Raw genomic sequence first — 20,603 nt, 5'->3', positions numbered from 1 at the left:
GAGGAGCCTTACGGAAGGAGGTCACCCTCTCATGTCTATCGTTCCCTTCGACGACCGCGACGGATGGATCTGGCTGGACGGCCAGTTCCTGCCCTGGCGCGAGGCGAAGGTGCACGTACTGACGCACGGCCTGCACTACGCCTCGGCCGTGTTCGAGGGGGAGCGGATGTACGGGGGTGAGATCTACGAGCTGACGGCGCACACCGAGCGTCTCTTCAAGTCCGCCGAGATCCTCGACTTCCAGATCCCGTTCACGGTGGCCCAGATCGATCAGGCCTGCAAGGACACCTGCGTCAGGAACGGCCTGGCCGACGCCTATGTCCGCCCCATCGCCTGGCGCGGCTCGGAGATGATCGGGGTCTCGGCCCAGAACACCAAGATCCATGTGGCGATCGCCTGTTGGGATTGGCCGAGCTACTTCAAGCCCGAGGAAAGGGCCAAGGGCATCCGCATGTGCTGGGCGAAGTACAAGCGCCCCTCGCCGGAAACCGAGCCGGTGCACGCCAAGGCCACCGGCCTCTACATGATCTGCACCATCTCCAAGCACGCCGCGGAGAAGGAGGGCTACACCGACGCCATGATGCTCGACTACCGCGGCTACCTGGCGGAATCGACCGGCTCGAACGTGTTCTTCGTGGCCGACGGGGTGATCCACACGCCGACGCCGGACTGCTTCCTGAACGGCATCACCCGCCAGTCGGTGATCAGGCTGGCGCAGGCCAAGGGCCTCGAGGTGATCGAGCGCCACATCCGTCCGGAGGAACTCTCGGGCTTCTCCGAATGCTTCGTGACCGGCAGCGCCGCGGAGGTGACCCCCGTCGCCGAGATCGGCGAGTACACCTTCCGGCCGGGCAACATCTCGCTCGGCCTCATGGACGACTACGCCCGCATGGTGCGGCGCGAGCTGGTATCGGCGTAGAGAGTCACCAGACGCCCGGCGCGTATCGCCAGCGCACGCGGCGGGCGTAGTCCTCGTAGCCCGCGAGTTCGGTCTTGAGCATCCGCTCTTCGCCGAGCGTGCGGAAAGCGAGCGCCAGGACGATCGGCGGGATGACGGCCAGGCCCCACCAGGAGCCCAGCATCAGCGGCATGCCGACGAATTGCCAGATGGCGAAGGCGTACATGGGGTGGCGGACGAAGGCGTAGGGGCCGGTGCTGATGACCGTCTGCTTGCGCTCAGCCTGGATCCTGATCACCGGGGCGGCGAAGCTGTTCGCGCGGAACACCCAGACGACGCCGGCGTAGCTCGCGACGATCATGAGCGCGCCCACGACCTGCAGGGGGAGCGAGATGTGCGACCAGCCCATGCGGCGCGCGTCCACGCCCATCAGCACCAGCCAGCCCAGGAAGACCACCGACAGGAAGCCCAGGAAGACCCGGTCCCAGGGCCTCTGGCCGCGCTGGATCGCCGGCTTCATCCGTTCCTGCAGCAGGCCCGGATCGGCGCGGGCGAGCCAGAGGGTGACGGCGAGGTTGATGGCGGCGAATAGCGCCAGGAACGCCCAGCCCGACGGCCAGCGCCAGGTTCCCGCCCCGCCGAACAGCAGGGCCGCGAAGACCGCCATCAGGACCGCGATCTGGACCAGGACCTTCGGGATCAGGCGCTTTCCGACGTCCATCGTCTGGCGCTCCTAGATCAGCGCCGCGTAGGGCCGCGGATAGGGCTCGCCCTGCGCCAGGTAGATCACGCCCACGATGCAGCGCAGGCCGTACCAGACGGCGCCCAGGGCGAACATGACCTTGGCGAGGATCAAGAGCGGGATGCCGATCAGGATGAAGCTCAAGGGGATGCCGATCGCAAACACCATGCCGGCGAGGATGCACCACCCCAGGCCGATCCAGAAGGTGCGGATCAGGAAGGTGTAGTGGCTGCGCATCAGCGGCCCCGCGGAGGCCTGGTTCGCATAGGCCACGATCACCCCGATGATGGCGGTGAACCCGGTCGCAAACGCCAGGAGGTAGAGCGCGTAGGTGACGGCCGGCAGGGTCCTATCCTCCGTCGCCCCGTAGTCCAGATGGTCGGTCATGGCTTCGTACCTCCCCAGTCGATGATGCACCTTTACGGCGGTAGCGTCAGCCGCGGACCAGGGTGATCTCCACGCCCGCGCCCACCGCGTCCGGCGCCAGGGCCAGCGGCTTTTCCACGCGCACCCGGGCGCGGGTCACGCGCGGGTCGGCGAGGCAGGCCCGCGCCAGCCGCTCGGCGAAGGTCTCGACGAGCTCGATATGGCCCTGGCCGGCGATGTCGCGCGCGGCGGACAGGATGGTTTCGTAGTTCAGGGTCTCGGAGAGGCGGTGGGAGCCGGCGGTGGGCACGTCCAGCTCCACGTCGACCACCAGCGGCTGCACGCGGCCGATCTCGTGGCGATAGACGCCGATCTCCGCCTGGACCTTGAGGCCGGTGACGAAGACCGTGGTCATGGCTGTGCGGATGGCCCCATCCATCAGCGCCTCCACGCCGCCGTCTTCCCAGCCAGGTGCTGGCCGGCGTCGACGGCGATCATCTGGCCGGTCACGGAGGGCGCGTCGATCAGATAGCGCAGCGCCGCGGCGATCTCGGCTGGCGTGACCGGGTGGCCCATCAGCGTCGCGCGGACCTCGGCCTCGAACGCCGCCTGGTCCTGGTGCACCGAGGGCAGGGTGGGCCCGGGCCCGATGCCGTTCACCCGGATGCGGGGCGCCAGCGCCTGGGCCAGCATCTGGGTCGCGTTCCAGAGCGCAGCCTTGCTCAGCGAGTAGGAGAAGAAGTCGGGCGACGGATCGAGCACCCGCTGGTCCAGCAGGTTGACGATCAGGCCGTTGCGGCCGGCGGGCAGGCGCCTGGCGAACACCTGCGCCAGCACCAGCGGGGCGCGCAGGTTGGTCTCCATGTGCGCGTCCCAGGAGGCGCGGTTCATGTCGGCGAAGGCGTCTTCCTCGAAGACGCTGGCGGAATTGACCAGCAGGGTGACGGCGCCCAGTTCGGCCTCGGCCTCGCCGACCAGGGCCACGGTGGTGGATTCCTTGCGCAGGTCGCAGGCGAGGATGGCGGCCTTGCGGCCCCGGGCGCGGACTTCCGCCGCGGCCGCCTCGGCCTCGTCATCGACCGCGCGGACGTGGATGGCGACGTCGTAGCCGGCGTCGGCGGCGGCGGTGACCAGGGCGCGGCCGATCCGCCGCGCGCCGCCGGTGACCAGGGCCGCCCCGCGCTCAGCCATCAGAGCGCGTCCTGTTCAATGTCAGTCGAACCGGCCGAACTCGAAGCGGTTCAGCAAGGCGATCACCGCGATGAAAGCGACGATGACGTAGATGCCGGACATGGCGGACTCCAGGATTCCAATGGCTGGGCTTTATCGGCCCCCCGGCCCAGCCGCAAGCGCACTTGTCGAACGCCGCTCGCCGCGCTCAAGGTTCGGGTCACGACAAAGGGGGAAACGCCATGCCGCTTGCACCCATTCCCGCGGACGCGTTCACGAAGATCGCCATCGGCATCGACCGGCCGGAGGACGTGGTGGTGGGCAAGGACGGCCGCGTCTTCGCCTCCGACCACCAGTGCGCCGTGGCCGAGATCTTCCCCGACGGCTCCTTCAAGCGCATGGGGCCCAAGGGCGGCGCGCCTAACGGGATCAACATCGATCGCCAGGGCCGGGTGGTGATCGCCAACTTCGGCATCTATGACCGCGAGGACGGGCCGCTGCAGCGGTTCGATCCCGCGACCGGCAAACACGAGACCCTGCTCGCCGAAGTCGACGGCAAGCGGCTCACCTCGTCGAACTATCCGGTGATCGACGCGACCGGGAACATCTGGTGCGCCAACTCCACCCACGCCGAGACCTGGCCGCTGGCGCTGGACGGCCGCGCCGACGGTTTCATCTTCGTGCTGCGCCCCGACGGCTCGTCGTCGGTGGTCGCGGAGGGGCTGAAGTTCCCGAACGGCCTGGCGCTGTCGGCCGACGAAGGCACGCTCTACTGCGCCCAGACCAGCGGCGCGGACGTGATGCGCTTCCCGATCCTGGCCGGCGGCCGGCTGGGCGCCGGCGAACGCTACGGCCCGGTGCTGGGAAACCTGCAGCAGCCGGACGGGCCGCAGCATCCCGCCGAGACCCTGGGCTACACCGACGGCGTCGGCCTGGACGCCGAGGGCAATGTCTGGGTCTGCCTGCCCGCCGCCAACAAGGTGGTGGCGATTCTGCCCTCGCTGGAGGTGGTCACCGTGATCCACGATCCGTCCGGCGAGACGGTCAACCACCCGACCAACGTCACCTGGGGCGGCGCCGACCTGAAGGACCTCTACATCGGCTCGATCCGGGCGGATTACGTCCTCAAAGGCCGCTCGCCGGTGGCCGGCGAGCCGCTGATCCATCAGAGGTGACGCCACGTCATGCCGACAAGGGGCGAATCAGGGGTTTCCCCGGTTAACGCCGATCACTAAATTGGCTGGCGAAGCCGGACGGGGCGTCCCACCCGGCGATCCGCCACATCCGAACGATCCGGGAGGACGTCATGCGCGAGTATCTCAAGTTCTACATCGACGGTAAGTGGGTCGAGCCCACCGAGCTGAAGACCCTCGACGTCGAGAACCCGGCCACCGAACAGGTCGTCGGCAAGATCGCGCTCGGCAATGCCGCCGACGTCGACAAGGCCGTGAAGGCCGCCCGCAAGGCCTTCGCCTCCTGGTCGCAGACCAGCCGCGAGGAACGCCTCGAGGTGCTGGGCCGCATCCTGGCGGAATACCAGAAGCGCTTCGGCGACCTCGCCACCGCGGTCACCGAGGAGATGGGCGCGCCCTCGTCGCTGGCGCAGCGGGCGCAGGTGCCGGTCGGCATGGGCCACCTGGCCACCGCCGTCGAGATCCTGAAGACCTTCAAGTTCGAGGAAGACCGCGGCCCGACGATGATCGTCAAGGAGCCGATCGGCGTCTGCAGCTTCATCACCCCCTGGAACTGGCCGCTCAACCAGATCGTCTGCAAGGTGGCCCCGGCCATCGCCACGGGCTGCACCATGGTGCTGAAGCCCTCGGAAGTGGCGCCGTTCTCCGGCCAGATCTTCGCCGAGATCATGCATGCGGCCGGCGTGCCGGCGGGCGTGTTCAACATGATCCACGGCGACGGCCCGGGCGTCGGCGTGCCGCTCTCCAGCCACCCCGAGGTGGACATGGTCTCCTTCACCGGCTCGACCCGCGCCGGCATCGAGGTGGCCAAGAACGCGGCGGCCACCGTCAAGCGCGTGGCCCAGGAACTCGGCGGCAAGAGCCCGAACATCGTCCTGGACGACGACGCGTTTGCGAAGGGCGTCGGCCGCGGCGTGGCCACCATGATGACCAACTCCGGCCAGTCCTGTAACGCGCCCACCCGGATGCTCGTCCCCAAGACCCGGATGGACGAGGCCATCACCGTGGCGCGCGAGACCGCCTCCGGCGTCACCGTCGGCGACCCGAACGGCAACAGCCAGCTGGGCCCCGTGGTCTCCAGGGTGCAGTTCGACAAGATCCAGAAGCTGATCCAGGCCGGCATCGACGAGGGCGCGACCCTGGTCATCGGCGGGACAGGCCGTCCGGAAGGCCTGGACAAGGGCTACTATGTGAAGCCGACGGTGTTCGCCAACGTCACCAACGACATGACCATCGCGCGCGAAGAGATCTTCGGCCCGGTGCTCTCGATCCTCGGCTACGAGACCCTCGACCAGGCGATCGAGATCGGCAACGACACGGAGTACGGCCTTGCCGCCTACGTGCAGTCCGGCGACCTCGAGAAGGCCCGCAAGGTGGCCTCCAGGCTGCGCGCCGGCCAGGTGTCGATCAACGGCGGCGGCGGCGACATGACCGCCCCGTTCGGCGGCTACAAGATGAGCGGCAACGGGCGCGAGTGGGGCGACTACGCCTTCCACGAGTTCCTGGAGACCAAGGCCGTCCTCGGCTACGCGCCGAAGCAGGCCGCGGAGTAAGGCTAAGCCCATCCCTCCTCTTTAGGGGAGGGCCGACTCGCGGAGCGAGCGGGGTGGGGGAGTCGGGATCTAGCTCGTTCGACCGAGCTTGGCCCACACACCCCCACCCGTCCGAGGCTTCGCCTCGTCCACCCTCCCCTAAAGAGGAGGGATGAAGAGGATCGCATGACCATCGACGCCGACTTCGCCGCCATGATCGAGCAGCAGGCCGAGGCCGCCAGGGCGCAGCCGCTGCCGCCGCTCGACCAGCTGCCGCCGGAGATGGTGCGCGCGGGCTACCGTGCGCAGCGCCAGGCGCAGGACCAGAACGCGCCGAAGGACGTCGAGACCCGCGAGCTGATGGTCGGCGGCGCAGCGGGCGAGATCCCGGCCAGGCTCTACCGCCCGGCGGGCCTGGGCGATCCGTCCGGCCTGCTGGTCTATTTCCACGGCGGCGGCTTCGTGATCGGCGACCTGGAGACCCACGACGGCCATTGCCGCAGGCTCGCGGCCGGCGCCGCCTGCCGGGTGCTGGCGGTGGACTACAGGCTCGCGCCCGAGCACCCGTTCCCCGCCGGCCACGACGACGCGCTCTCCGTGACGAAGTGGGCTTTCGACCACGCCGCCGACCTCGGCGCAGACCCGCGGCGCATCGCGGTCGGCGGCGACAGCGCCGGCGGCAACCTCGCGGCCTCGGTGGCGCTCGACCTGAAGGACGACCCGACACGCAGGATCGCCTTCCAGCTGCTGCTCTATCCCGGCATCTGGCCGGAGGAGGAGACCGCCTCGCGCCAGGCGCTCGACGGTCCGGTCCTGACCCGCGAGGCCCTGGCCTGGTTCGATAAGCTGCTGGCCGCGGTCGGCCACCCGCACGCCCACCGCGCCCTGCTGGGCCGCCGCGACCTGGCCGGCGCGCCGCCCGCCCTGGTGGTCACCGCCGGCTTCGATCCCCTGAAGGATGAGGGCCGCGACTACGCCGCGCGGCTGGCCGCCGCCGGCGTCCAGGCCCGTCACGTGGAGTACCCGTCGCTGGTCCACGACTTCTACGTCATGCACGACGTCTCGCCGGCGGTGGCCCAGGCGGCCGCCGAAACCGCCGCGGCGCTCAAGGCCGCGCTGGCCTAGGGCTCCCGCGCCCGCCGCGCCTGCGACCAGGCCAGCACCGCCATCCCGGCCAGGGTCGAGAGCAGGGAGCCGGCGACCACGCCGATGCGCACCTGCGCCGCGGCGGCTGCGTCGCTGAGCGGGAAGGCCAGCTGGCCGATGAACAGGCTCATGGTGAAACCGACGCCGCAGAGCATCGACAGGCCGTAGAGCTCGACCCAGGTCGCCCCGGTCGGCCGGCGCGCGAGCTTCAGGCCGATGACCAGGGCGCTCGCCCCGAACACGCCCAGCTGCTTGCCGAGGAACAGGCCGGCCGTGACGCCGAGCGCGATCGGCCCGAACAGGTCGGAAAGCCCCAGGCCCCGGATCGTGAACCCGGCGGCGGAGAAGGCGAACAGCGGCAGGATCAGGAAGGCGACGTAGGGATGCAGGCCCTCCATGAAGTCCTCCAGCACGCCGGGCCGGCCGGGTTTGCGCGGCTCGAGCGGGATGGTGGCCGCCGCCGCCACCCCGGCCAGCGACGTCGAGATCCCCGACTTCAGGGTGAATCCCCAGACCACGACGAAGCCCAGCGCGTAGAGCAGGTAGGGCGCGCGCCGCCAGCGGCCGAGCAGGCCCATCAGCGCCAGCGCCACCAGCGCGCCCAAGAGCTCCATCACCCGCAGGTGGTCGGTGAACAGCAGGCCGATCAGGCCCACCGCCCCCAGGTCGTCGACGATGGCCAGGGTCAGCAGGAACACCCGCAGGTTCGGCGGCAGCTTCGGCCCGGCGACCGCCAGCGCGGCGATGGCGAAGGCAATGTCGGTGGCGACCGGCGTCGGCCAGCCGCGCGGCGCGCCGCCCTCGCCGGCGTTGATCGCCAGGTAGACCAGCGCCGGCCCGACCATGCCGCCCAGCGCCGCGATCACCGGCAGGGCCAGCCGGCGCGGATTGGCCAGCTCGCCGCGCATGATCTCGTATTTGATCTCCAGGCCAACGACGAAGAAGAACACCGCCATCAGCCCTTCCTTGACCCAGTCGAGGATCGGGAGGGTCTCGGTGAAGGCGCCCAGCTGCACGGTGAACGGCGCGGCGATGAAGCGGAAATAGACGGGCGCCCAGGGCGAGTTGGCGAGCGCGATGGCGGCCAGCGCCGCGGCCGCCAGGATCACGCCCGACGCGCTCTCGGTCTTCAGGAAATCCAGCGTGATCCGCTTGGCCATGGCTTCGGTTAGCATGGCCCGACGCCTGTCGCTAAGGTATCCGGACCAGAGCGCTGCTGCAGCGGCGGCGAGCGGCGACGGAGGGACGAGATGCGACTGACCAAGGCCCGATTTGCGCCGCTCAGCGACGCCGAGCTGACCCCCGAGCAGGCCGAGGCGCTGGAGCCGATGAGGCCGGGGCCCGTCCTGAATATCTTCCGCACCCTGGCCCACGCGCCGAAGGCGCTGGCCCGCTTCAACCAGTGGGGCGGCTATGTGCTGTCGCGCCGCAACGACCTTGCGCCCCGCGAGCGGGAGATCGTCATCCTGCGCACCGGCTACCTCTGCAAGTCCGGCTACGAATGGACCCAGCACGTGCGCATCGGCCTGGGGGCGGGCCTGACCGAGGACGAGATCGAACGGCTGAAGAAGGGGCCCGACGCCGGCTGGAGCGCGGCGGATGCGGCGTTGATCCGCGCCAGCGACGAACTGCACGCCGACCAGTTCATCGGCGACGCGACCTGGGCCGAGCTGGGCAGGCGCCTCACCGACAAGCAGCGCATGGATGTAGTGTTCACCGCGGCCCAGTACACCCAGGTCTCGATGATGCTGAACACCTTCGGGGTGCAGCTCGACGCCGGCCAGACGCTCGATCCCGACCTGAAGGGGTTCTGACATGACGAGCCGGATGGAGGGCAAGACCGCGGTGGTGGTCGGCGCGGGCCAGACGCCCGGCGAGACCATCGGCAACGGCCGCGCCATGGCGGTGCTGTTCGCGCGCGAAGGCGCGAAGGTGCTTTGCGTCGACCGGGTCGCCGACCGCGCCGAGGAGACCGTGGCGCAGATCGTCGAGGAGGGCGGCGTCGCCTCATCGCTGGCCGCCGATATCGTCAAGGCCGCGGACTGCGCGAAGATCGTCGAGGAGGCCAAGGCCCGCTACGGCCGGCTCGACGTGCTGATCAACAACGTCGGCATCGGCGGCGGCGACGGCCCCGCGCACCGCCTGGAGGAGACGGCCTTCGACCGCATCCTTTCGGTCAACCTCAAGGGCATGTGGCTGACCATCAAGGCGGCCCTGCCGGCGATGCGCGAGCAGGGCGGCGGCGCCATCGTCAACATCTCGTCGCTGGCCGCGCGCGCCGGCGGCATCCAGCTCGCCTACGAGGTCTCCAAGGCCGGCGTGAACCGGCTGACCACCAGCGTGGCGCAGTCGAACGCCCGCTACGGGGTGCGCTGCAACGCCATCATGATGGGCTACATGGACACCCCCATGGCCGTCTCCGGCATCGCTGACGCCACCGGCCGCTCGACGTCCGAGGTCCGCGCCGAGCGCGACGCGCGGGTGCCGTTGGGCAAGATGGGCATGGCCTGGGACACCGCCTACGCCGCCCTGTTCCTGGCGTCGGACGAAGCCAAGTTCATCTCCGGCGCCATCCTGCCGGTGGACGGCGGCATGGGGGTGAGGATCGGCTAGGCTTGCCCAGACGGGAGCGAGGATGCATCTCGACCCCATGCCGGTCTCGCCCGCCTATCGTCCCGATCCACAGTTCCCGGAACTGGGGCCGGAGTTCGCCGATCCGGTGCGGGCCGAGGCGTTTCCGAAGACCATCCCGCGCTTCCGCAACGACCGGGCGGCGGCCACGGTGGGCCTCGACACCCTCACCGACGAGGAGTGGATCGCCCACTTCGGCCGCTTCGAGCCGCTGCCCGGAAACATCGATCCGCCGCTCGCCCAGCGTTACCACGGCCACCAGTTCCGGGTTTACAACCCCGAGATCGGCGACGGCCGGGGCTTCACCTTCGCCCAGCTGCACGAGGCCGGAACCGAAGGCGGAAGCGGGGGCCGGCTGCTCGACCTCGGGACCAAGGGCTCCGGCCGCACGCCCTGGTCGCGCTCCGGCGACGGCCGGCTGACGCTCAAGGGCGGCGTGCGCGAGGTGCTGGCGACGGCCATGCTGGAGGCGCTGGGGGTCCCCACATCGCGCTCCTTCTCGCTGATCGAGACCGGCGAAGACCTCGTGCGCGGCGACGAGCCCAGCCCGACGCGCTCGGCCGTGCTGGTGCGGCTCAGCTACGGCCACATCCGCTTCGGCAGCTTCCAAAGGCACGCCTTCTTCGAGCGGGCCGACCGGATCACCGCGCTCACCGACCACGTCATCGATGCCTACTACCCGGAGCTTGCGGGCGCGAACGACCGGCCGGTCGCGATGCTGCGGGCCGTGGTCGCCCGGTCCGCGCGGCTCACCGCGCGCTGGATGGCGGCGGGCTTCGTGCACGGGGTGCTCAACACCGACAACATGAACATGACCGGGGAGAGCTTCGACTACGGCCCCTATCGCTTCCTGCCGCACAACGACCCGAACTTCACCGCCGCCTACTTCGACCACACCGGCCTCTACAGTTTCGGCCGCCAGCCGGAGGCGGTGTTCTGGAATCTGCAGCAGCTCGCCGGCGCGCTCAGCCTGGTCGCCGGCAGCGACGTCCTGGTCGAGGCCCTGAACGGGTTCGGGGCGGCCTACCGCGAGGAGCTCACCGCGGCCATGCTCTCAAGGCTGGGCGTCCAGCGGCGGGGCGTGGAGGAAGACGCCGCGCTCGTGCAGGCCGCCTTCCGCGCCATCGCCGAGGGCGGCGAGCGGCTGCGCTGGGAGCCCTTCTTCTTCGACTGGTTCTGCGGCGGGGAGGGCCGGGCGCTCGCCGGGCCGCGCGGCGAGCTCTACGCCGGGCCGGACGTCGCCGAGTTCCGCCGGCTGCTTTCGGGCTTCGAGCCCGACCGCCCCGAGCGCCTCGCCGAGCCCTACTTCGCCCGTCCCGAACCGGAGGAACTGCTCGTGGGCGAGATCGAAGCGCTCTGGGCGGCCATCGCCGAGGCCGACGACTGGTCGCCGTTCGAGGCCAAGCTGGGCGGCATCGAGGCCGCGCGCCTGGCCTGGGGCCTGCCGCCGCAAGGAAGCTGAGCCGCCGGGGCGCAACCTGCGCCGTCCCTTCCGGGTTTCGGTCCTTGAGCGTCCGAAGGACCGACAGCCATGAGATTCGCCCCGATCGCTGCGGCTGCGGCAGCCGCCCTGGTCGCCGTTCCCGCCATCGCGGGCGGCCTGGTTTCGATCCAGCGGCCGGAGACCGCGACCAAGGGCTCGCTCACCGTCTCCTCACCCGCGTTCAAGGCCGGCGGCCCGATTCCTCGGAAGTACACCGTCTTGGGCGAGAACATCTCGCCGCCGCTCAACTGGTCCGGGACGCCTGCCGCGAAGTCCTATGCGATCCTGGTCGACGATCCGGACGCTCCCAGGGCGACGCCGCTCTCCCACTGGGTGGTCTGGAACCTGCCGGCCAGCGTGACCATGGTCGCTGAGGGCTCCAAGAGCGGCATGCAGGGGGCGAACAGCCACGGGACAATCGGCTACAGCGGGCCGAATCCGCCGCCAAACGACCCGCCGCACCACTACCATTTCCAGGTCCTGGCGCTGGACCGGATGCTCGACGTCCCGGCGGGGGGCGACCGTGAGGCCGTGCTCGCCGCCGCCAAGGGCCACGTCGCGGCGAAGGGCGACCTGGTCGGAACCTTCCAGGCGCCTAAGCCGGGCTGACGGCGCCTGGTGAGCGGGCGGGCCGCGAGGCCCACTGCGCCAGCACCACGCCGGCCAGGGCCACGGCTGCGCCTGCGGCCTGGACGGGGCCCAGCGCCTCGCCGAACAGCAGCCAGCCCAGCCAGGCGGCCACCACCGGCTGCACCAGCACCACCACCGAGGCGGTCGAGGTCGGAAGGCGGCCGAGTCCCCAGGCGATGGAGCCCTGGCCCGCCACGTGCACCAGGCCAAGGCCCGCGCAGGCCGCCCAGCCGGCGGCGCTCAGCGGGGTGATCTGCTCGCCAAGCAGCGCCGAGACGATCAGCAGCAGCGGGGCGCCGACCATACCGGACCAGAACATCAGCCGGCTCGCGCCCTCGCGCTTGCGGCCCTCGCTGATCGCCAGGAAGTAGAGGGCGTACCAGAGCGCGGTCAGGATCGAGAAGAGGTCGCCGAGGCGGGCGTTGAGCAGGTGACCGCCACCGCTGCGGCCGACGGCCATCATCCACACCCCGGCCAGCGCCACCGCCACGGCCGCCAGGAACAGCGCCCGGGGCCGCTGCTTCAGGAAGATCCAGGCAAACGCCGTGACCACCACCGGCGTCAGGTTCGACAACACCGTCGCACTGGCCACCGAGGTGTACTTGATGCCTTCGTGCCAAAAGCCGAGGTCGAGCGCGAACATCACGCCGGCGATCATGGCGATCCGCGACGGCCGTCCCAGCGTCCCGCTGCTGCGCCGCGTGATGACCGCCAGCGCCGGCAGGGCCACGGCCAGGCGCCAGAACCCCGCGGCCACCGGGCCGGTCTCGGTCAGCCGCACCAGGATGCCCGAGAAGCCGATTACGCAGGCGCCGAACACCAGCGCCGCGACCGCCTGCCAGCGGTGTGCGCCCGTCGGCTGGATCGCCGCTTCCGTCAAAATCCCAGCTCCCCCCGCAACGTCCGGGGCGTCATACCCGACCCACGCAGTTCGCGCAGCGTCTGCGCCCGATCGCGCTTGGCCAACCGCTTGCCGTCGGGCGCGGTCAGCAGGCGATGGTGGCGATAGGCGGGGGTTGGAAGCGCGAGCAGGGCCTGCAGCAGGCGCTGCACGTAGGTGGCCTCGAACAGGTCGCGGCCGCGGATCACCTGGGTGATCCCTTGCAGAGCGTCATCGACGACGACGGCCAGGTGATAGGCGACGCCGACGTCCTTGCGCGCCAGCACCACGTCGCCGCCGACCTCCGGCCGGGCGGGGATCAGGCCGTGTTCGCCGCCCGGCCCCTCACCCTCCTCGACGAAGATCAGATCTCCGAACCCGCCCAGCGCCCGCTCGGCCGCCGCCAGCGACAGCCGCCAGGCGTAGGGCTCGCCGGCTTCGACCCGCCGCGCCTCCTCCTCGGCCGGCAGGGCTGCGCCGTGGAACGCCTCCAGGGCGCCGTGCGGGGCGCTCTCGATGGCCTCGGCGATCTCGCGCCGCGTGCGGAAGCAGCGGTAGGTCAGGCCGCGCTCGGAGAGTTCGCGCAGCGCCGCGCCATAGTCGGCCATGTGCTCGGATTGGCGGCGCACCGGCGTTCCCCATTCCAGCCCCAGCCAGGCCAAGTCCTCGTACACCGCCGCCTCGTACTCCGGGCGGCAGCGGATGCGGTCGATATCCTCGATGCGCAGGATGCAGCGCCCGCCGGCGGCGCGGGCCGCCTCGAAAGCGGTCAGCGCCGAAAAGGCGTGGCCCCGGTGCAGGTAGCCGGTGGGCGAAGGGGCGAAGCGGGTGACGAAGCCGGGGTCGGACACCCGGGCCGGTCTAGTGCGCCGGATGCTTGGGAACCAGACCCATGTGCTGGAAGACCGCCTTGAAGAAGGCCCGCTCCCCGCCGCAGGCTTCCTTCAGGTGGTCGAACTGCCTGAAGCCGGCCATCTCGGCCAGCCCGTGGGCCGAGCACCATGCGGCGACGGTGGCGAGCTCGATGTCGTGGCCCTCGGCGGGATCGGCGCCGGCCTCGATCATGGTGTCGCGCACCTTGCAGTAGGCGCTGTCCTCGCTCTCCTTCATCTCGTAGGGGAGGGTCTCCTTGTCGCGGGCGGTGTCGTACATCACGCGGTACAGCGCCGGGTTCTCGCGGGCGAAGCAGACATAGGTTACGCCCAGTTCGCTCATCGCATCGCCGGCCGAAGGAGCCTTGGCCTTCGCCGCGGCCAGCGCCTGGTCCAGCAGGGTCCAGCCCTCGTGGGCGACCGCGTCGAGCAGTTCGCCCTTGTCCTTGAAGTGGTGATAGGGGGCCGCGGGACTGACGCCGGCCTCGCGGGCGACCGCGCGGAGCGAGAGGGCGCTCGGCCCCTCGGCTTCCAGGAGACGGCTCGCGGCGTCGATCAGGGCGCGACGCAGATCGCCGTGGTGATAGGGCCGGGCCTCGGCAGCTTGAGATTCTCTCATCGGCTTCACTCTAATTCTCTATCTGGGCGCCGTAAAGATATCTTGACGCCGCTTAGATGCGTGATATCTTATCACTGTTCAAATAACAAATGCTCCCACTCCCTCTTGTGTTCCAGAGAGAGGAGGGGGGTTCCAACTCAAAGGTGTGTGTCATGTCCTTCTCTCGCTTCGAACGGTTCCTCGACCGGATCGCGCCGGCGCTGATCCTGGTCATGGGCTCCTCGGTCGCCGCAGCCTTCGCCGCCGTCGGCGGCTGATCTCCCCATCTCCGTCGATCGGAGAAGGGCCCCCCGCGGGGCCCTTTTTCGTCGCGCGGCGATCGGGTCCACTGCAAATCTCATACAGAAACGCATAGCGATACAGCGTAAATCGCTATCTAGGCATCGCTCAGATAAGTGCTATCTAAGCATCGTCCACATCGGACAGGGCGACCGGAACCCCGGCGCCGAACCAAAGACAAGGAACCAGGTCATGTCGATCCGAATGAACCGCATCCTCGACGTCCTCGCCTCCTACGCGATCGTGGCCCTGGGCCTGACGCTCGCCGGCGCCACCGCCATCGTCGGCGCCTAAGACCAGATGCGACGCCGATAAGCCTCGCCCACTCGATCCCCGAGTTGCGGCGAGGCCCGGCGGCATTCCTTCTCCGTCATGGAGATGTCTCCGAATCTTTCCTATAGTGGTCCCCACTGCGGGACAGCCCGAGCTTCCTGAACGGGCCCGTCGCCGCATCCATGCGTCGCGAACAGGGGCCTCAGTCTTCAGTTCACCAGCGTACGATATAGGCGCCCGACGCCGTCCAATCCCCGGTCCGGGGGAGGCCGACCATGCAGGTGCTTAGTCGCCCGCCGTCCGGCTGGCCCGCCCTTGTGCTGAATGCCGACTTCCGGCCGCTCAGCTACTACCCGCTCTCGCTCTGGCCCTGGCAGGACGTCATCAAGGCGGTCTTCCTCGACCGCGTAGACGTGGTTTCCACCTACGACCAGGTGGTGCATTCGCCGTCCTTCGAGATGCAACTGCCGAGCGTCGTCTCGCTGAAGCAGTACGTGACCCAGGACCGGCCGCCGGCCTTCACCCGGTTCAACCTCTTCCTGCGTGACGCCTTCGCCTGCCAGTATTGCCGCGCCGCCGAGGATCTCACCTTCGACCACGTGATCCCCCGCTCGCGCGGCGGGCGCACCACCTGGGAGAACATCGTCACCGCCTGCGCCCGCTGCAACCTGACGAAGGGTGGCCGCACGCCGCGCGAGGCCGGCATGCATCCGCGGCGCCCGCCGCACCGGCCCTCGGCCTTCGAGCTGCAGCAGCACGGCCGACGCTTCCCGCCGCACCACCTGCACGAAAGCTGGCTCGACTACCTCTACTGGGACATCGAGCTCGAAGCTTAGCGCCATATCCATCGTGCATTGACGGCCGGCGCCGTGCAGGTTGTCGCCGATGACCACCCCGGCCGCAAATCCCGATCCGCAGGCGGCGTGAGCCGATGGATCGGACCGAACAGCCTGAAGATGAGAAGCGTCTGCCGCTCTCCGCCTTGCTGCTGAGCCTGGCTGACGGCCCTCCAGGCGTCCTCAGCCTCGGCGAGGTGGTGGAGCATTTCGGCCGCCGCGCCTTCGGAGCGGTGCTCTTCGTCTTTGCGATCCCGAACCTGCTGCCGCTGCCGCCGGGCAGTTCGACGGTGCTGGGCCTGCCGCTGCTGGTGATCGCGCCGCAACTGGCGTTCGGCGCCCGGCAACCCTGGATCCCGCACACGCTGGCGCGGCAGACCGTCGATCGTCAGGTGCTTGGAAGGGTGTTCCGCCGCGCGGCGCCGTGGGTCGAACGGGCGGAACGGCTCACCACCCGGCGCCTTGGCTTCATGTTCGGGCGGCTTGGCGACCTGATGATCGGGATCGTCTGCAGCCTGCTGGCGGCGGTGCTGATCCTGCCGATCCCGCTAGGCAACATGCTGCCGGCCGCGGCCGTCGCGGCGCTCGGCATGAGCCTCACCCAGCGGGACGGCCTGCTGACGATCGTGGGCTATTTTCTGGCGATCGCCAGCGCCGGCCTGCTCGTGGTGAGCGGTCAGCTGGTGATGGCGGCAATCGTCCGGCTGGGATCGATGACCGGACTTTGGTGACGCCGCGCCTGGCGGCGCCTACCGCCGCCTGAAGCTTGCGGGCTCCGGCTCCAGGGCGGGGGTCTCGCGCGCCTCGACCCGCGACTTGGGAAGCTTGTCGTAGAACGCGCCGCCGAAGCGGAAGCCCTCGCCGCGTTCGGTGACGACGGCGTCGGCGCCCAGCTTCTTGCGCACCTTGTGCACCACGACGTCGACCACCTGCAGCTGGCGCTCCCGCGCATGGTCGTTGCCCGGCAGCAGGTCCAGGAGCACCTCGCGCGGCACCGGACGGGGGTATCTGGCGTAGAGCACGCCCACCAGCGCCCGCTCCTGCGGCGAAAGTCCCGTCATCCAGCGCGCATGGGCCGGGACCGCGTTCACCCCCGCCGCGGCCAGGGCGCCCTTCAGCACTTCGATCAGCTCATCCTGTTGCCGGATCACATCCTGCTGTGAGCGTACGATCTCCGAGGGTCGCGCCGACTTGCTGTTTCGACCGAGCTCCATGGTTTCTCCGCAAAATCAAAAGACCGCCCCCGGTTCGGACGATCCATAAAGCGGCTCATCCCGTCATTTTTCACTTCTCAGGCGAAATGAGGCAGGTTTCCGGCGACGACCTGCCAAAAGCCGCGCTGTGCGCCAAAGCGCCACAGTGCGGGAATGGCCGATCGCTCAAAAAATGCACCACTCCGCATTTCCGCAGGCCTCGACTTGACCAAGGTTTCGAGACGCCAGCGACACGAACCGGCCCTACTGGCGCCGCGGAGCACCCCCAGTTTTCACCCGTGCGGCGAGGTCACTCCCCCCAGCCACCTTCCGCACGCGAAGAACGGCGCCGCCGGGCAACCCCCCAGGCTCGCGGCGCCGCCAACGGCTCCCTCGCCCCCGCGGGGGAGCCGTCTTTCGTCCGCGTCCTCTCGAACGCCCGCCTTGCGAGGAACAAGCGCCTCCAGGCCTCGTTTTCGGTCGACATAGGCACGATCCACGAGCGTGATGCGCCACGGCACAGTTTCAGTGTAAGACGCCTGCTCGCCGGCTCGGCTCGCGCCCCGCCTTTTCTGATGGAGACCAGACCCATGGCGCGCAAGCCCAACTATCCCTTCGAGCGCATGGAGCGCGAACGGCTGAAAGCCGCCAAGGTGGCCGAGAAGGCCCGCGTCAAGGCCGAGCAGCGCGAGCGCGCCCGCGCCGAGACCGGCGGCGCCCAGCCGGCCGAACCCGCCGACGACGACACCGAACAGGACTGAGCGCCATGCCCGACGGCGCCATCTACAACCACGAGACCGTCAACCTGGACGGCGAGACCTTTTCAGCCTGCGAATTCCGCGATTGCCGCCTGGTCTATTCCGGCGGCGAGCCTCCGGCGTTCGACGACTGCCGCATCGACGACTGCGAGTGGAAGTTCGAAGACGCGGCCGGGCGGACGCTCGCCTTCCTGAAGGTGGTCTGGGGCGCCGGCGGCAAGGCCCCGGTCCAGGGCCTGATCAAGGAAATCACCGGCGGCGGCGGCCGCTAGTGTGCTGGATTTGAAGTTCGCCTCATTCACGAACCGCGCGCCGAGCGAACTTCAAATCCAAGAAAGCACACTAGAAACATTGACTTGCTAGTGTCCTCATCGATTCCGAAGTTCGTCAAAGTCAGCCGCAAGCGCTTGCGAACTTCGGAATCGGGGCACTAGACCCGGTCCGGGACTTCCTGAGCGAGGCGGGCTCCGAACTCCTCGCGCGAGTTGACCTTCGGCATGGGCGTCGCTGGAACCGGGACGCCCAGGAAGCCGCATAGCGACGCCCAGCCCTCGGCCAGATCGTAGACCAGGAGCCGCGCGGGCGCGATCGTCGCGCGGACGCGGGCGTTGTGCGCCAGGTAGACCGAGATCACGTGGTCGCGATCGTGCATGCGCGCGTCGAACAGTTCGTGGACCACCTTGCGCACCATCCGGGGGAAGGGCGCCTCCATGTCCGCGGTCAGCTCGTCCCGGAAGATCGTGGCCTGGGTCGAGTCGAACCAGACGTCCGGGTCGCGCTCGGTGAGGATCACCTTGGCGTCCGGATAGGCGTCGGCCAGCTCCCGGTAGTAGGTGGCGTTCGGCCAGTCGACGGTGGACCTGTAGCCCTCAAAGATCTTGCCCCAGTTGGCGTGCGCCGGGTCGAGCGCGGCCTCGTACCACCAGTCCGGCGCGGCCGGATTCTTGAACACCTCGGCCATGTGGTAGCAGGGCCCGAAGCCCAGCGCCTCCAGCGCCAGCTTCAGCGACATGGTCCCCGTTCGGCCGAAGCCGGCGCCGATCATCGATAGAGTCATGGCGTATCCTCCCCCAGGCGGAGGCCAGCTTGGGCCAGTCTCGCCGCAGCCTCAAGACCGAGGTTCGATTTGACTCGCCTCGACCTGCGGGCTTGAGTCTGGCTTCCGAGAGCGGAGGCGCGAGATGGCCAGATACGACAGCATCCTGGGCACAATCGGCAACACGCCGGTGGTGCGGATCAACCGGCTCGCGCCGGACCACGTGAATCTCTACGTCAAGGTCGAGGCGTTCAATCCGCTGGGCTCGGTCAAGGATCGCCTGGCGCTGGCGGTGATCGAGGCCGGCGAGAAGTCCGGCGAGCTGAAGCCCGGCCAGACGGTGATCGAGGCCACCAGCGGCAACACCGGCATCGGCCTGGCGATGGTCTGCGCAGCCAAGGGCTATCCGCTGGTGCTGACCATGCCGGAGAGCTTCTCGATCGAACGCCGCCGGCTGATGCGCTTCCTGGGCGCCAAGGTGATCCTCACGCCGGCCGCCAACCGGGCCACCGGCATGGTGGATAAGACCATCGAACTGGCCAAGGCCCACGGCTGGTTCTGGACCCGCCAGTTCGAGAACGAGGCGAACCCCGACTACCACTCCAAGACCACCGCCCAGGAGATCCTGCACGACTTCGAGGGGGACCGGCTGGACTACTGGGTGACCGGCTATGGCACGGGCGGCACGCTCAAGGGCGTCGGCCGCGTGCTGCGCAAGGAGCGGCCCGACACCAAGATCATCGTCTGCGAGCCGTCGGACGCGGCGCTGATCGCCAGCGGCCAGCCGCAGGCCCGCAACCCCGACGGCACGCCGGCCGCCGGCCATCCGGCCTGGAAGCCGCACCCCATGCAGGGCTGGACGCCGGACTTCATCCCCAAGCTCACCGGCGACGCCGTCGACCTGGGCCTGGCCGACCAGCTGCTGTCGATCCCCGGGCCGGACGCCATGAAGTACAGCCGCGACCTGGCGGAGAAGGAAGGCATCCTCGTCGGCATCACCTCCGGCGCGACCTTTGCGGGCGCGCTGCAGATCGCCGCCAAGGCCCCGAAAGGGACCACGATCCTGGCCATGCTGCCCGACACCGGCGAGCGCTACCTCTCGACCCCGCTGTTCGCCGACGTGCCGGTGGACATGACCGAGGCGGAACTCGAGATCTTCCGCTCGACCCCGCTGTTCGCCGAGCCGGTGGCCGCGGCCTAGCAGGCAAAAAGGCGCTCAATCCCGCGAAAGCGGGGACCCAGGAGACTGGCAACTGTTGAATTGAGGGTTGGGGACCTCCCATGAGCGGACGTTGCAAAGCTCCGCTACCTACGGGTGGAAACCTGCCAATTGACGGCTAAGCTAGTACGATGAACCTGCCATCCGCCGGACCGCTCACCCTTGTCCTTGTGACGCTCTTGAGCTTGCCGTCGGTAGGTTTGGCCGCCAACCGCGCGAACGTCTCACCTCAAGAACTCGCAAGAGCGATTGACCAGGCTGACCCTCAGTCCGTTCCCTATCGTAAAGGGAAGATCTCTACGGCGGACATTCGAATCGTCCGGTGCATAGGACCGGATGAAGAACCTACAGAGTTCGAGTGCACTTGGCGGCAACACACCAACAACAGCTGGATTGAACGCCGAACGTGGCTGGCCATCGACGCCACCGGCTGGCACGTGATTGACTGACGATTAGGTCCGAGTTGGGTCGTTGTTCCCCGTTGGCTCCTGGCCGACAAGCGGACGTTCGCTCGCCGGCGAGAAAACCTAGCGGGGTTGCCTAGGCTCCGCGTGAAGCCGCGATGCGTTGTTGAAAAATCGTCAACAAGTCCTCCAGCGGCATGTTCCAGATGTCCCCACCAATTGATGTGTCGTAACCGTTGATCGCCCTGTTGAACGCAGAAAGCTTGGGCATCGGACCGCGGCCAGGCAGGAAATCCAAGCCCAGCTGCCGGGCCGGTATCCGACCTGCAGGTACAATCCATGCCTTGTCGAGATCCCGCCAAGCGATCTTCTGACGTTTGCTAGAAGACGACAGAAACGAAAGCCCCTCAGGTCCGAGAATGAGCACCGTGGGGCGCACGATG

The 20,603-nt window shown here is 69.0% G+C and carries 24 protein-coding genes; 13 read left to right on the top strand and 11 right to left on the bottom strand.

Going from position 1 to position 20,603, the window contains the following annotated elements; genetic code table 11:
* Positions 1 to 31: 31 nt before the first annotated feature.
* Positions 32 to 919, top strand: a complete 888-nt coding sequence (locus tag JWP28_RS12105; RefSeq protein WP_299543189.1) for a branched-chain amino acid aminotransferase — start codon at positions 32 to 34, stop codon at positions 917 to 919.
* A 4-nt stretch (positions 920 to 923) separates the two neighbouring features.
* Here the strand turns inward: JWP28_RS12105 and JWP28_RS12100 are convergent, their stop codons facing one another.
* Genes JWP28_RS12100 through JWP28_RS12085 form a run of 4 tightly spaced genes read right to left on the bottom strand, consistent with a single transcriptional unit; the run spans position 924 to position 3,197 of the window.
* Positions 924 to 1,619, bottom strand: coding sequence for an isoprenylcysteine carboxylmethyltransferase family protein (locus JWP28_RS12100; RefSeq protein WP_299543187.1), 696 nt, complete (start codon positions 1,617 to 1,619; stop codon positions 924 to 926).
* Positions 1,620 to 1,631: 12 nt separating this feature from the next.
* Positions 1,632 to 2,027, bottom strand: a complete 396-nt coding sequence (locus tag JWP28_RS12095) for a hypothetical protein (protein ID WP_299543185.1) — start codon at positions 2,025 to 2,027, stop codon at positions 1,632 to 1,634.
* Positions 2,028 to 2,073: 46 nt separating this feature from the next.
* Positions 2,074 to 2,445, bottom strand: a complete 372-nt coding sequence (gene folB / locus JWP28_RS12090; RefSeq protein ID WP_299543183.1) for a dihydroneopterin aldolase — start codon at positions 2,443 to 2,445, stop codon at positions 2,074 to 2,076.
* A complete protein-coding gene (locus tag JWP28_RS12085; protein ID WP_299543182.1) occupies positions 2,445 to 3,197 on the bottom strand; it encodes an SDR family oxidoreductase in 753 nt (250 codons plus the stop codon). Before JWP28_RS12085 ends, folB begins: the two co-directional genes overlap by 1 nt.
* A 221-nt stretch (positions 3,198 to 3,418) precedes the next feature.
* Between JWP28_RS12085 and JWP28_RS12080 the strand changes: the two genes are divergently transcribed.
* The 3 genes from JWP28_RS12080 (at position 3,419) to JWP28_RS12070 (ending at position 7,026) form a co-directional block, all read left to right on the top strand.
* Positions 3,419 to 4,351, top strand: coding sequence for an SMP-30/gluconolactonase/LRE family protein (locus JWP28_RS12080; RefSeq protein WP_299543180.1), 933 nt, complete (start codon positions 3,419 to 3,421; stop codon positions 4,349 to 4,351).
* 131 nt (positions 4,352 to 4,482) lie between these two features.
* Positions 4,483 to 5,922, top strand: a complete 1,440-nt coding sequence (locus JWP28_RS12075; RefSeq protein WP_299543178.1) for an aldehyde dehydrogenase family protein — start codon at positions 4,483 to 4,485, stop codon at positions 5,920 to 5,922.
* A 165-nt stretch (positions 5,923 to 6,087) separates the two neighbouring features.
* The gene (locus tag JWP28_RS12070) at positions 6,088 to 7,026 is read left to right on the top strand and encodes an alpha/beta hydrolase (protein ID WP_299543176.1); all 939 of its coding nucleotides are present in this window, start codon (positions 6,088 to 6,090) and stop codon (positions 7,024 to 7,026) included.
* Here JWP28_RS12070 and nhaA read toward each other — a convergent pair.
* Complete coding sequence (gene nhaA / locus JWP28_RS12065; protein WP_299543174.1) at positions 7,023 to 8,222, bottom strand: Na+/H+ antiporter NhaA; 1,200 nt, start codon at positions 8,220 to 8,222, stop codon at positions 7,023 to 7,025. The genes JWP28_RS12070 and nhaA overlap by 4 nt on opposite strands.
* 75 nt (positions 8,223 to 8,297) lie before the next feature.
* Between nhaA and JWP28_RS12060 the strand changes: the two genes are divergently transcribed.
* The 4 genes from JWP28_RS12060 (at position 8,298) to JWP28_RS12045 (ending at position 11,770) form a co-directional block, all read left to right on the top strand.
* Positions 8,298 to 8,861 (top strand): carboxymuconolactone decarboxylase family protein, encoded by a 564-nt coding sequence (locus tag JWP28_RS12060; protein WP_299543172.1) that lies wholly within the window; start codon positions 8,298 to 8,300, stop codon positions 8,859 to 8,861.
* Between the two features lies 1 nt (position 8,862).
* Positions 8,863 to 9,660, top strand: a complete 798-nt coding sequence (locus JWP28_RS12055; protein WP_299543170.1) for an SDR family NAD(P)-dependent oxidoreductase — start codon at positions 8,863 to 8,865, stop codon at positions 9,658 to 9,660.
* Between the two features lie 37 nt (positions 9,661 to 9,697).
* Positions 9,698 to 11,140: a protein adenylyltransferase SelO gene (locus JWP28_RS12050; RefSeq protein ID WP_299543205.1), complete on the top strand. Its 1,443-nt coding sequence runs from the start codon at positions 9,698 to 9,700 to the stop codon at positions 11,138 to 11,140.
* Positions 11,141 to 11,209: 69 nt separating this feature from the next.
* On the top strand, positions 11,210 to 11,770 hold the full coding sequence (locus JWP28_RS12045; protein WP_299543169.1) for a YbhB/YbcL family Raf kinase inhibitor-like protein: 561 nt from the start codon (positions 11,210 to 11,212) through the stop codon (positions 11,768 to 11,770).
* Here JWP28_RS12045 and JWP28_RS12040 read toward each other — a convergent pair.
* Genes JWP28_RS12040 through JWP28_RS12030 form a run of 3 tightly spaced genes read right to left on the bottom strand, consistent with a single transcriptional unit; the run spans position 11,757 to position 14,162 of the window.
* Positions 11,757 to 12,671 carry an EamA family transporter gene (locus JWP28_RS12040; protein ID WP_299543167.1) on the bottom strand — a complete coding sequence of 305 codons (915 nt, stop codon included), beginning with the start codon at positions 12,669 to 12,671 and terminating at the stop codon, positions 11,757 to 11,759. The genes JWP28_RS12045 and JWP28_RS12040 overlap by 14 nt on opposite strands.
* Entirely contained in the window at positions 12,668 to 13,522 is an 855-nt protein-coding gene (gluQRS, locus tag JWP28_RS12035; protein WP_299543165.1) for a tRNA glutamyl-Q(34) synthetase GluQRS, read from the bottom strand. The genes JWP28_RS12040 and gluQRS overlap by 4 nt, the downstream gene beginning before the upstream one ends.
* 10 nt (positions 13,523 to 13,532) lie before the next feature.
* On the bottom strand, positions 13,533 to 14,162 hold the full coding sequence (locus JWP28_RS12030) for a TetR/AcrR family transcriptional regulator (RefSeq protein WP_299543164.1): 630 nt from the start codon (positions 14,160 to 14,162) through the stop codon (positions 13,533 to 13,535).
* 827 nt (positions 14,163 to 14,989) lie between these two features.
* Between JWP28_RS12030 and JWP28_RS12025 the strand changes: the two genes are divergently transcribed.
* Both JWP28_RS12025 and JWP28_RS12020 read left to right on the top strand, forming a co-directional pair.
* On the top strand, positions 14,990 to 15,550 hold the full coding sequence (locus JWP28_RS12025) for an HNH endonuclease (RefSeq protein WP_299543162.1): 561 nt from the start codon (positions 14,990 to 14,992) through the stop codon (positions 15,548 to 15,550).
* 95 nt (positions 15,551 to 15,645) lie between these two features.
* A complete protein-coding gene (locus tag JWP28_RS12020; RefSeq protein ID WP_299543160.1) occupies positions 15,646 to 16,281 on the top strand; it encodes an exopolysaccharide biosynthesis protein in 636 nt (211 codons plus the stop codon).
* An 18-nt stretch (positions 16,282 to 16,299) separates the two neighbouring features.
* Here the strand turns inward: JWP28_RS12020 and JWP28_RS12015 are convergent, their stop codons facing one another.
* Positions 16,300 to 16,764 carry a winged helix-turn-helix domain-containing protein gene (locus tag JWP28_RS12015; RefSeq protein WP_299543158.1) on the bottom strand — a complete coding sequence of 155 codons (465 nt, stop codon included), beginning with the start codon at positions 16,762 to 16,764 and terminating at the stop codon, positions 16,300 to 16,302.
* A gap of 569 nt (positions 16,765 to 17,333) precedes the next feature.
* On the opposite strand from JWP28_RS12015, the gene JWP28_RS12010 reads away from it, so the two are divergent.
* Positions 17,334 to 17,504, top strand: coding sequence for a hypothetical protein (locus JWP28_RS12010; protein ID WP_299543156.1), 171 nt, complete (start codon positions 17,334 to 17,336; stop codon positions 17,502 to 17,504).
* Positions 17,505 to 17,509: 5 nt separating this feature from the next.
* Entirely contained in the window at positions 17,510 to 17,773 is a 264-nt protein-coding gene (locus tag JWP28_RS12005) for a hypothetical protein (protein WP_299543154.1), read from the top strand.
* A 158-nt stretch (positions 17,774 to 17,931) separates the two neighbouring features.
* Here the strand turns inward: JWP28_RS12005 and JWP28_RS12000 are convergent, their stop codons facing one another.
* Complete coding sequence (locus JWP28_RS12000; protein ID WP_299543152.1) at positions 17,932 to 18,558, bottom strand: sulfotransferase family protein; 627 nt, start codon at positions 18,556 to 18,558, stop codon at positions 17,932 to 17,934.
* Between the two features lie 124 nt (positions 18,559 to 18,682).
* Between JWP28_RS12000 and cysK the strand changes: the two genes are divergently transcribed.
* Positions 18,683 to 19,738, top strand: coding sequence for a cysteine synthase A (gene cysK / locus JWP28_RS11995; RefSeq protein WP_299543150.1), 1,056 nt, complete (start codon positions 18,683 to 18,685; stop codon positions 19,736 to 19,738).
* Between the two features lie 558 nt (positions 19,739 to 20,296).
* On the opposite strand, the gene JWP28_RS11990 is transcribed toward cysK, so the two are convergent.
* Positions 20,297 to 20,603: hypothetical protein (locus tag JWP28_RS11990; RefSeq protein ID WP_299543148.1), on the bottom strand; the 307-nt coding region annotated here is incomplete at its 5' end.

This window comes from Phenylobacterium sp. (assembly GCF_028290885.1).
Taxonomy (GTDB): Bacteria; Pseudomonadota; Alphaproteobacteria; order Caulobacterales; family Caulobacteraceae; genus Phenylobacterium.
The sequence above is the reverse complement of the archived record's forward strand: the minus strand, read 5'-3'. Positions and strand labels throughout refer to the sequence as shown.

What these genes read in the sequence shown, in the direction of transcription:
- JWP28_RS12060 (WP_299543172.1), top strand. Translation starts at nt 8,298, where the DNA reads ATGCGACTGACCAAGGCCCGATTTGCGCCGCTCAGCGACGCCGAGCTG.
- JWP28_RS12085 (WP_299543182.1), bottom strand. Translation starts at nt 3,197, where the DNA reads ATGGCTGAGCGCGGGGCGGCCCTGGTCACCGGCGGCGCGCGGCGGATC.
- JWP28_RS12075 (WP_299543178.1), top strand. Translation starts at nt 4,483, where the DNA reads ATGCGCGAGTATCTCAAGTTCTACATCGACGGTAAGTGGGTCGAGCCC.
- JWP28_RS12000 (WP_299543152.1), bottom strand. Translation starts at nt 18,558, where the DNA reads ATGACTCTATCGATGATCGGCGCCGGCTTCGGCCGAACGGGGACCATG.
- JWP28_RS12045 (WP_299543169.1), top strand. Translation starts at nt 11,210, where the DNA reads ATGAGATTCGCCCCGATCGCTGCGGCTGCGGCAGCCGCCCTGGTCGCC.
- JWP28_RS12025 (WP_299543162.1), top strand. Translation starts at nt 14,990, where the DNA reads ATGCAGGTGCTTAGTCGCCCGCCGTCCGGCTGGCCCGCCCTTGTGCTG.
- JWP28_RS12005 (WP_299543154.1), top strand. Translation starts at nt 17,510, where the DNA reads ATGCCCGACGGCGCCATCTACAACCACGAGACCGTCAACCTGGACGGC.
- nhaA (WP_299543174.1), bottom strand. Translation starts at nt 8,222, where the DNA reads ATGCTAACCGAAGCCATGGCCAAGCGGATCACGCTGGATTTCCTGAAG.
- JWP28_RS12030 (WP_299543164.1), bottom strand. Translation starts at nt 14,162, where the DNA reads ATGAGAGAATCTCAAGCTGCCGAGGCCCGGCCCTATCACCACGGCGAT.
- JWP28_RS12100 (WP_299543187.1), bottom strand. Translation starts at nt 1,619, where the DNA reads ATGGACGTCGGAAAGCGCCTGATCCCGAAGGTCCTGGTCCAGATCGCG.
- JWP28_RS12050 (WP_299543205.1), top strand. Translation starts at nt 9,698, where the DNA reads ATGCCGGTCTCGCCCGCCTATCGTCCCGATCCACAGTTCCCGGAACTG.
- JWP28_RS12105 (WP_299543189.1), top strand. Translation starts at nt 32, where the DNA reads ATGTCTATCGTTCCCTTCGACGACCGCGACGGATGGATCTGGCTGGAC.
- JWP28_RS12055 (WP_299543170.1), top strand. Translation starts at nt 8,863, where the DNA reads ATGACGAGCCGGATGGAGGGCAAGACCGCGGTGGTGGTCGGCGCGGGC.
- cysK (WP_299543150.1), top strand. Translation starts at nt 18,683, where the DNA reads ATGGCCAGATACGACAGCATCCTGGGCACAATCGGCAACACGCCGGTG.
- JWP28_RS12095 (WP_299543185.1), bottom strand. Translation starts at nt 2,027, where the DNA reads ATGACCGACCATCTGGACTACGGGGCGACGGAGGATAGGACCCTGCCG.
- folB (WP_299543183.1), bottom strand. Translation starts at nt 2,445, where the DNA reads ATGGATGGGGCCATCCGCACAGCCATGACCACGGTCTTCGTCACCGGC.
- JWP28_RS12010 (WP_299543156.1), top strand. Translation starts at nt 17,334, where the DNA reads ATGGCGCGCAAGCCCAACTATCCCTTCGAGCGCATGGAGCGCGAACGG.
- JWP28_RS12015 (WP_299543158.1), bottom strand. Translation starts at nt 16,764, where the DNA reads ATGGAGCTCGGTCGAAACAGCAAGTCGGCGCGACCCTCGGAGATCGTA.
- JWP28_RS12070 (WP_299543176.1), top strand. Translation starts at nt 6,088, where the DNA reads ATGACCATCGACGCCGACTTCGCCGCCATGATCGAGCAGCAGGCCGAG.
- JWP28_RS12020 (WP_299543160.1), top strand. Translation starts at nt 15,646, where the DNA reads ATGGATCGGACCGAACAGCCTGAAGATGAGAAGCGTCTGCCGCTCTCC.
- JWP28_RS12080 (WP_299543180.1), top strand. Translation starts at nt 3,419, where the DNA reads ATGCCGCTTGCACCCATTCCCGCGGACGCGTTCACGAAGATCGCCATC.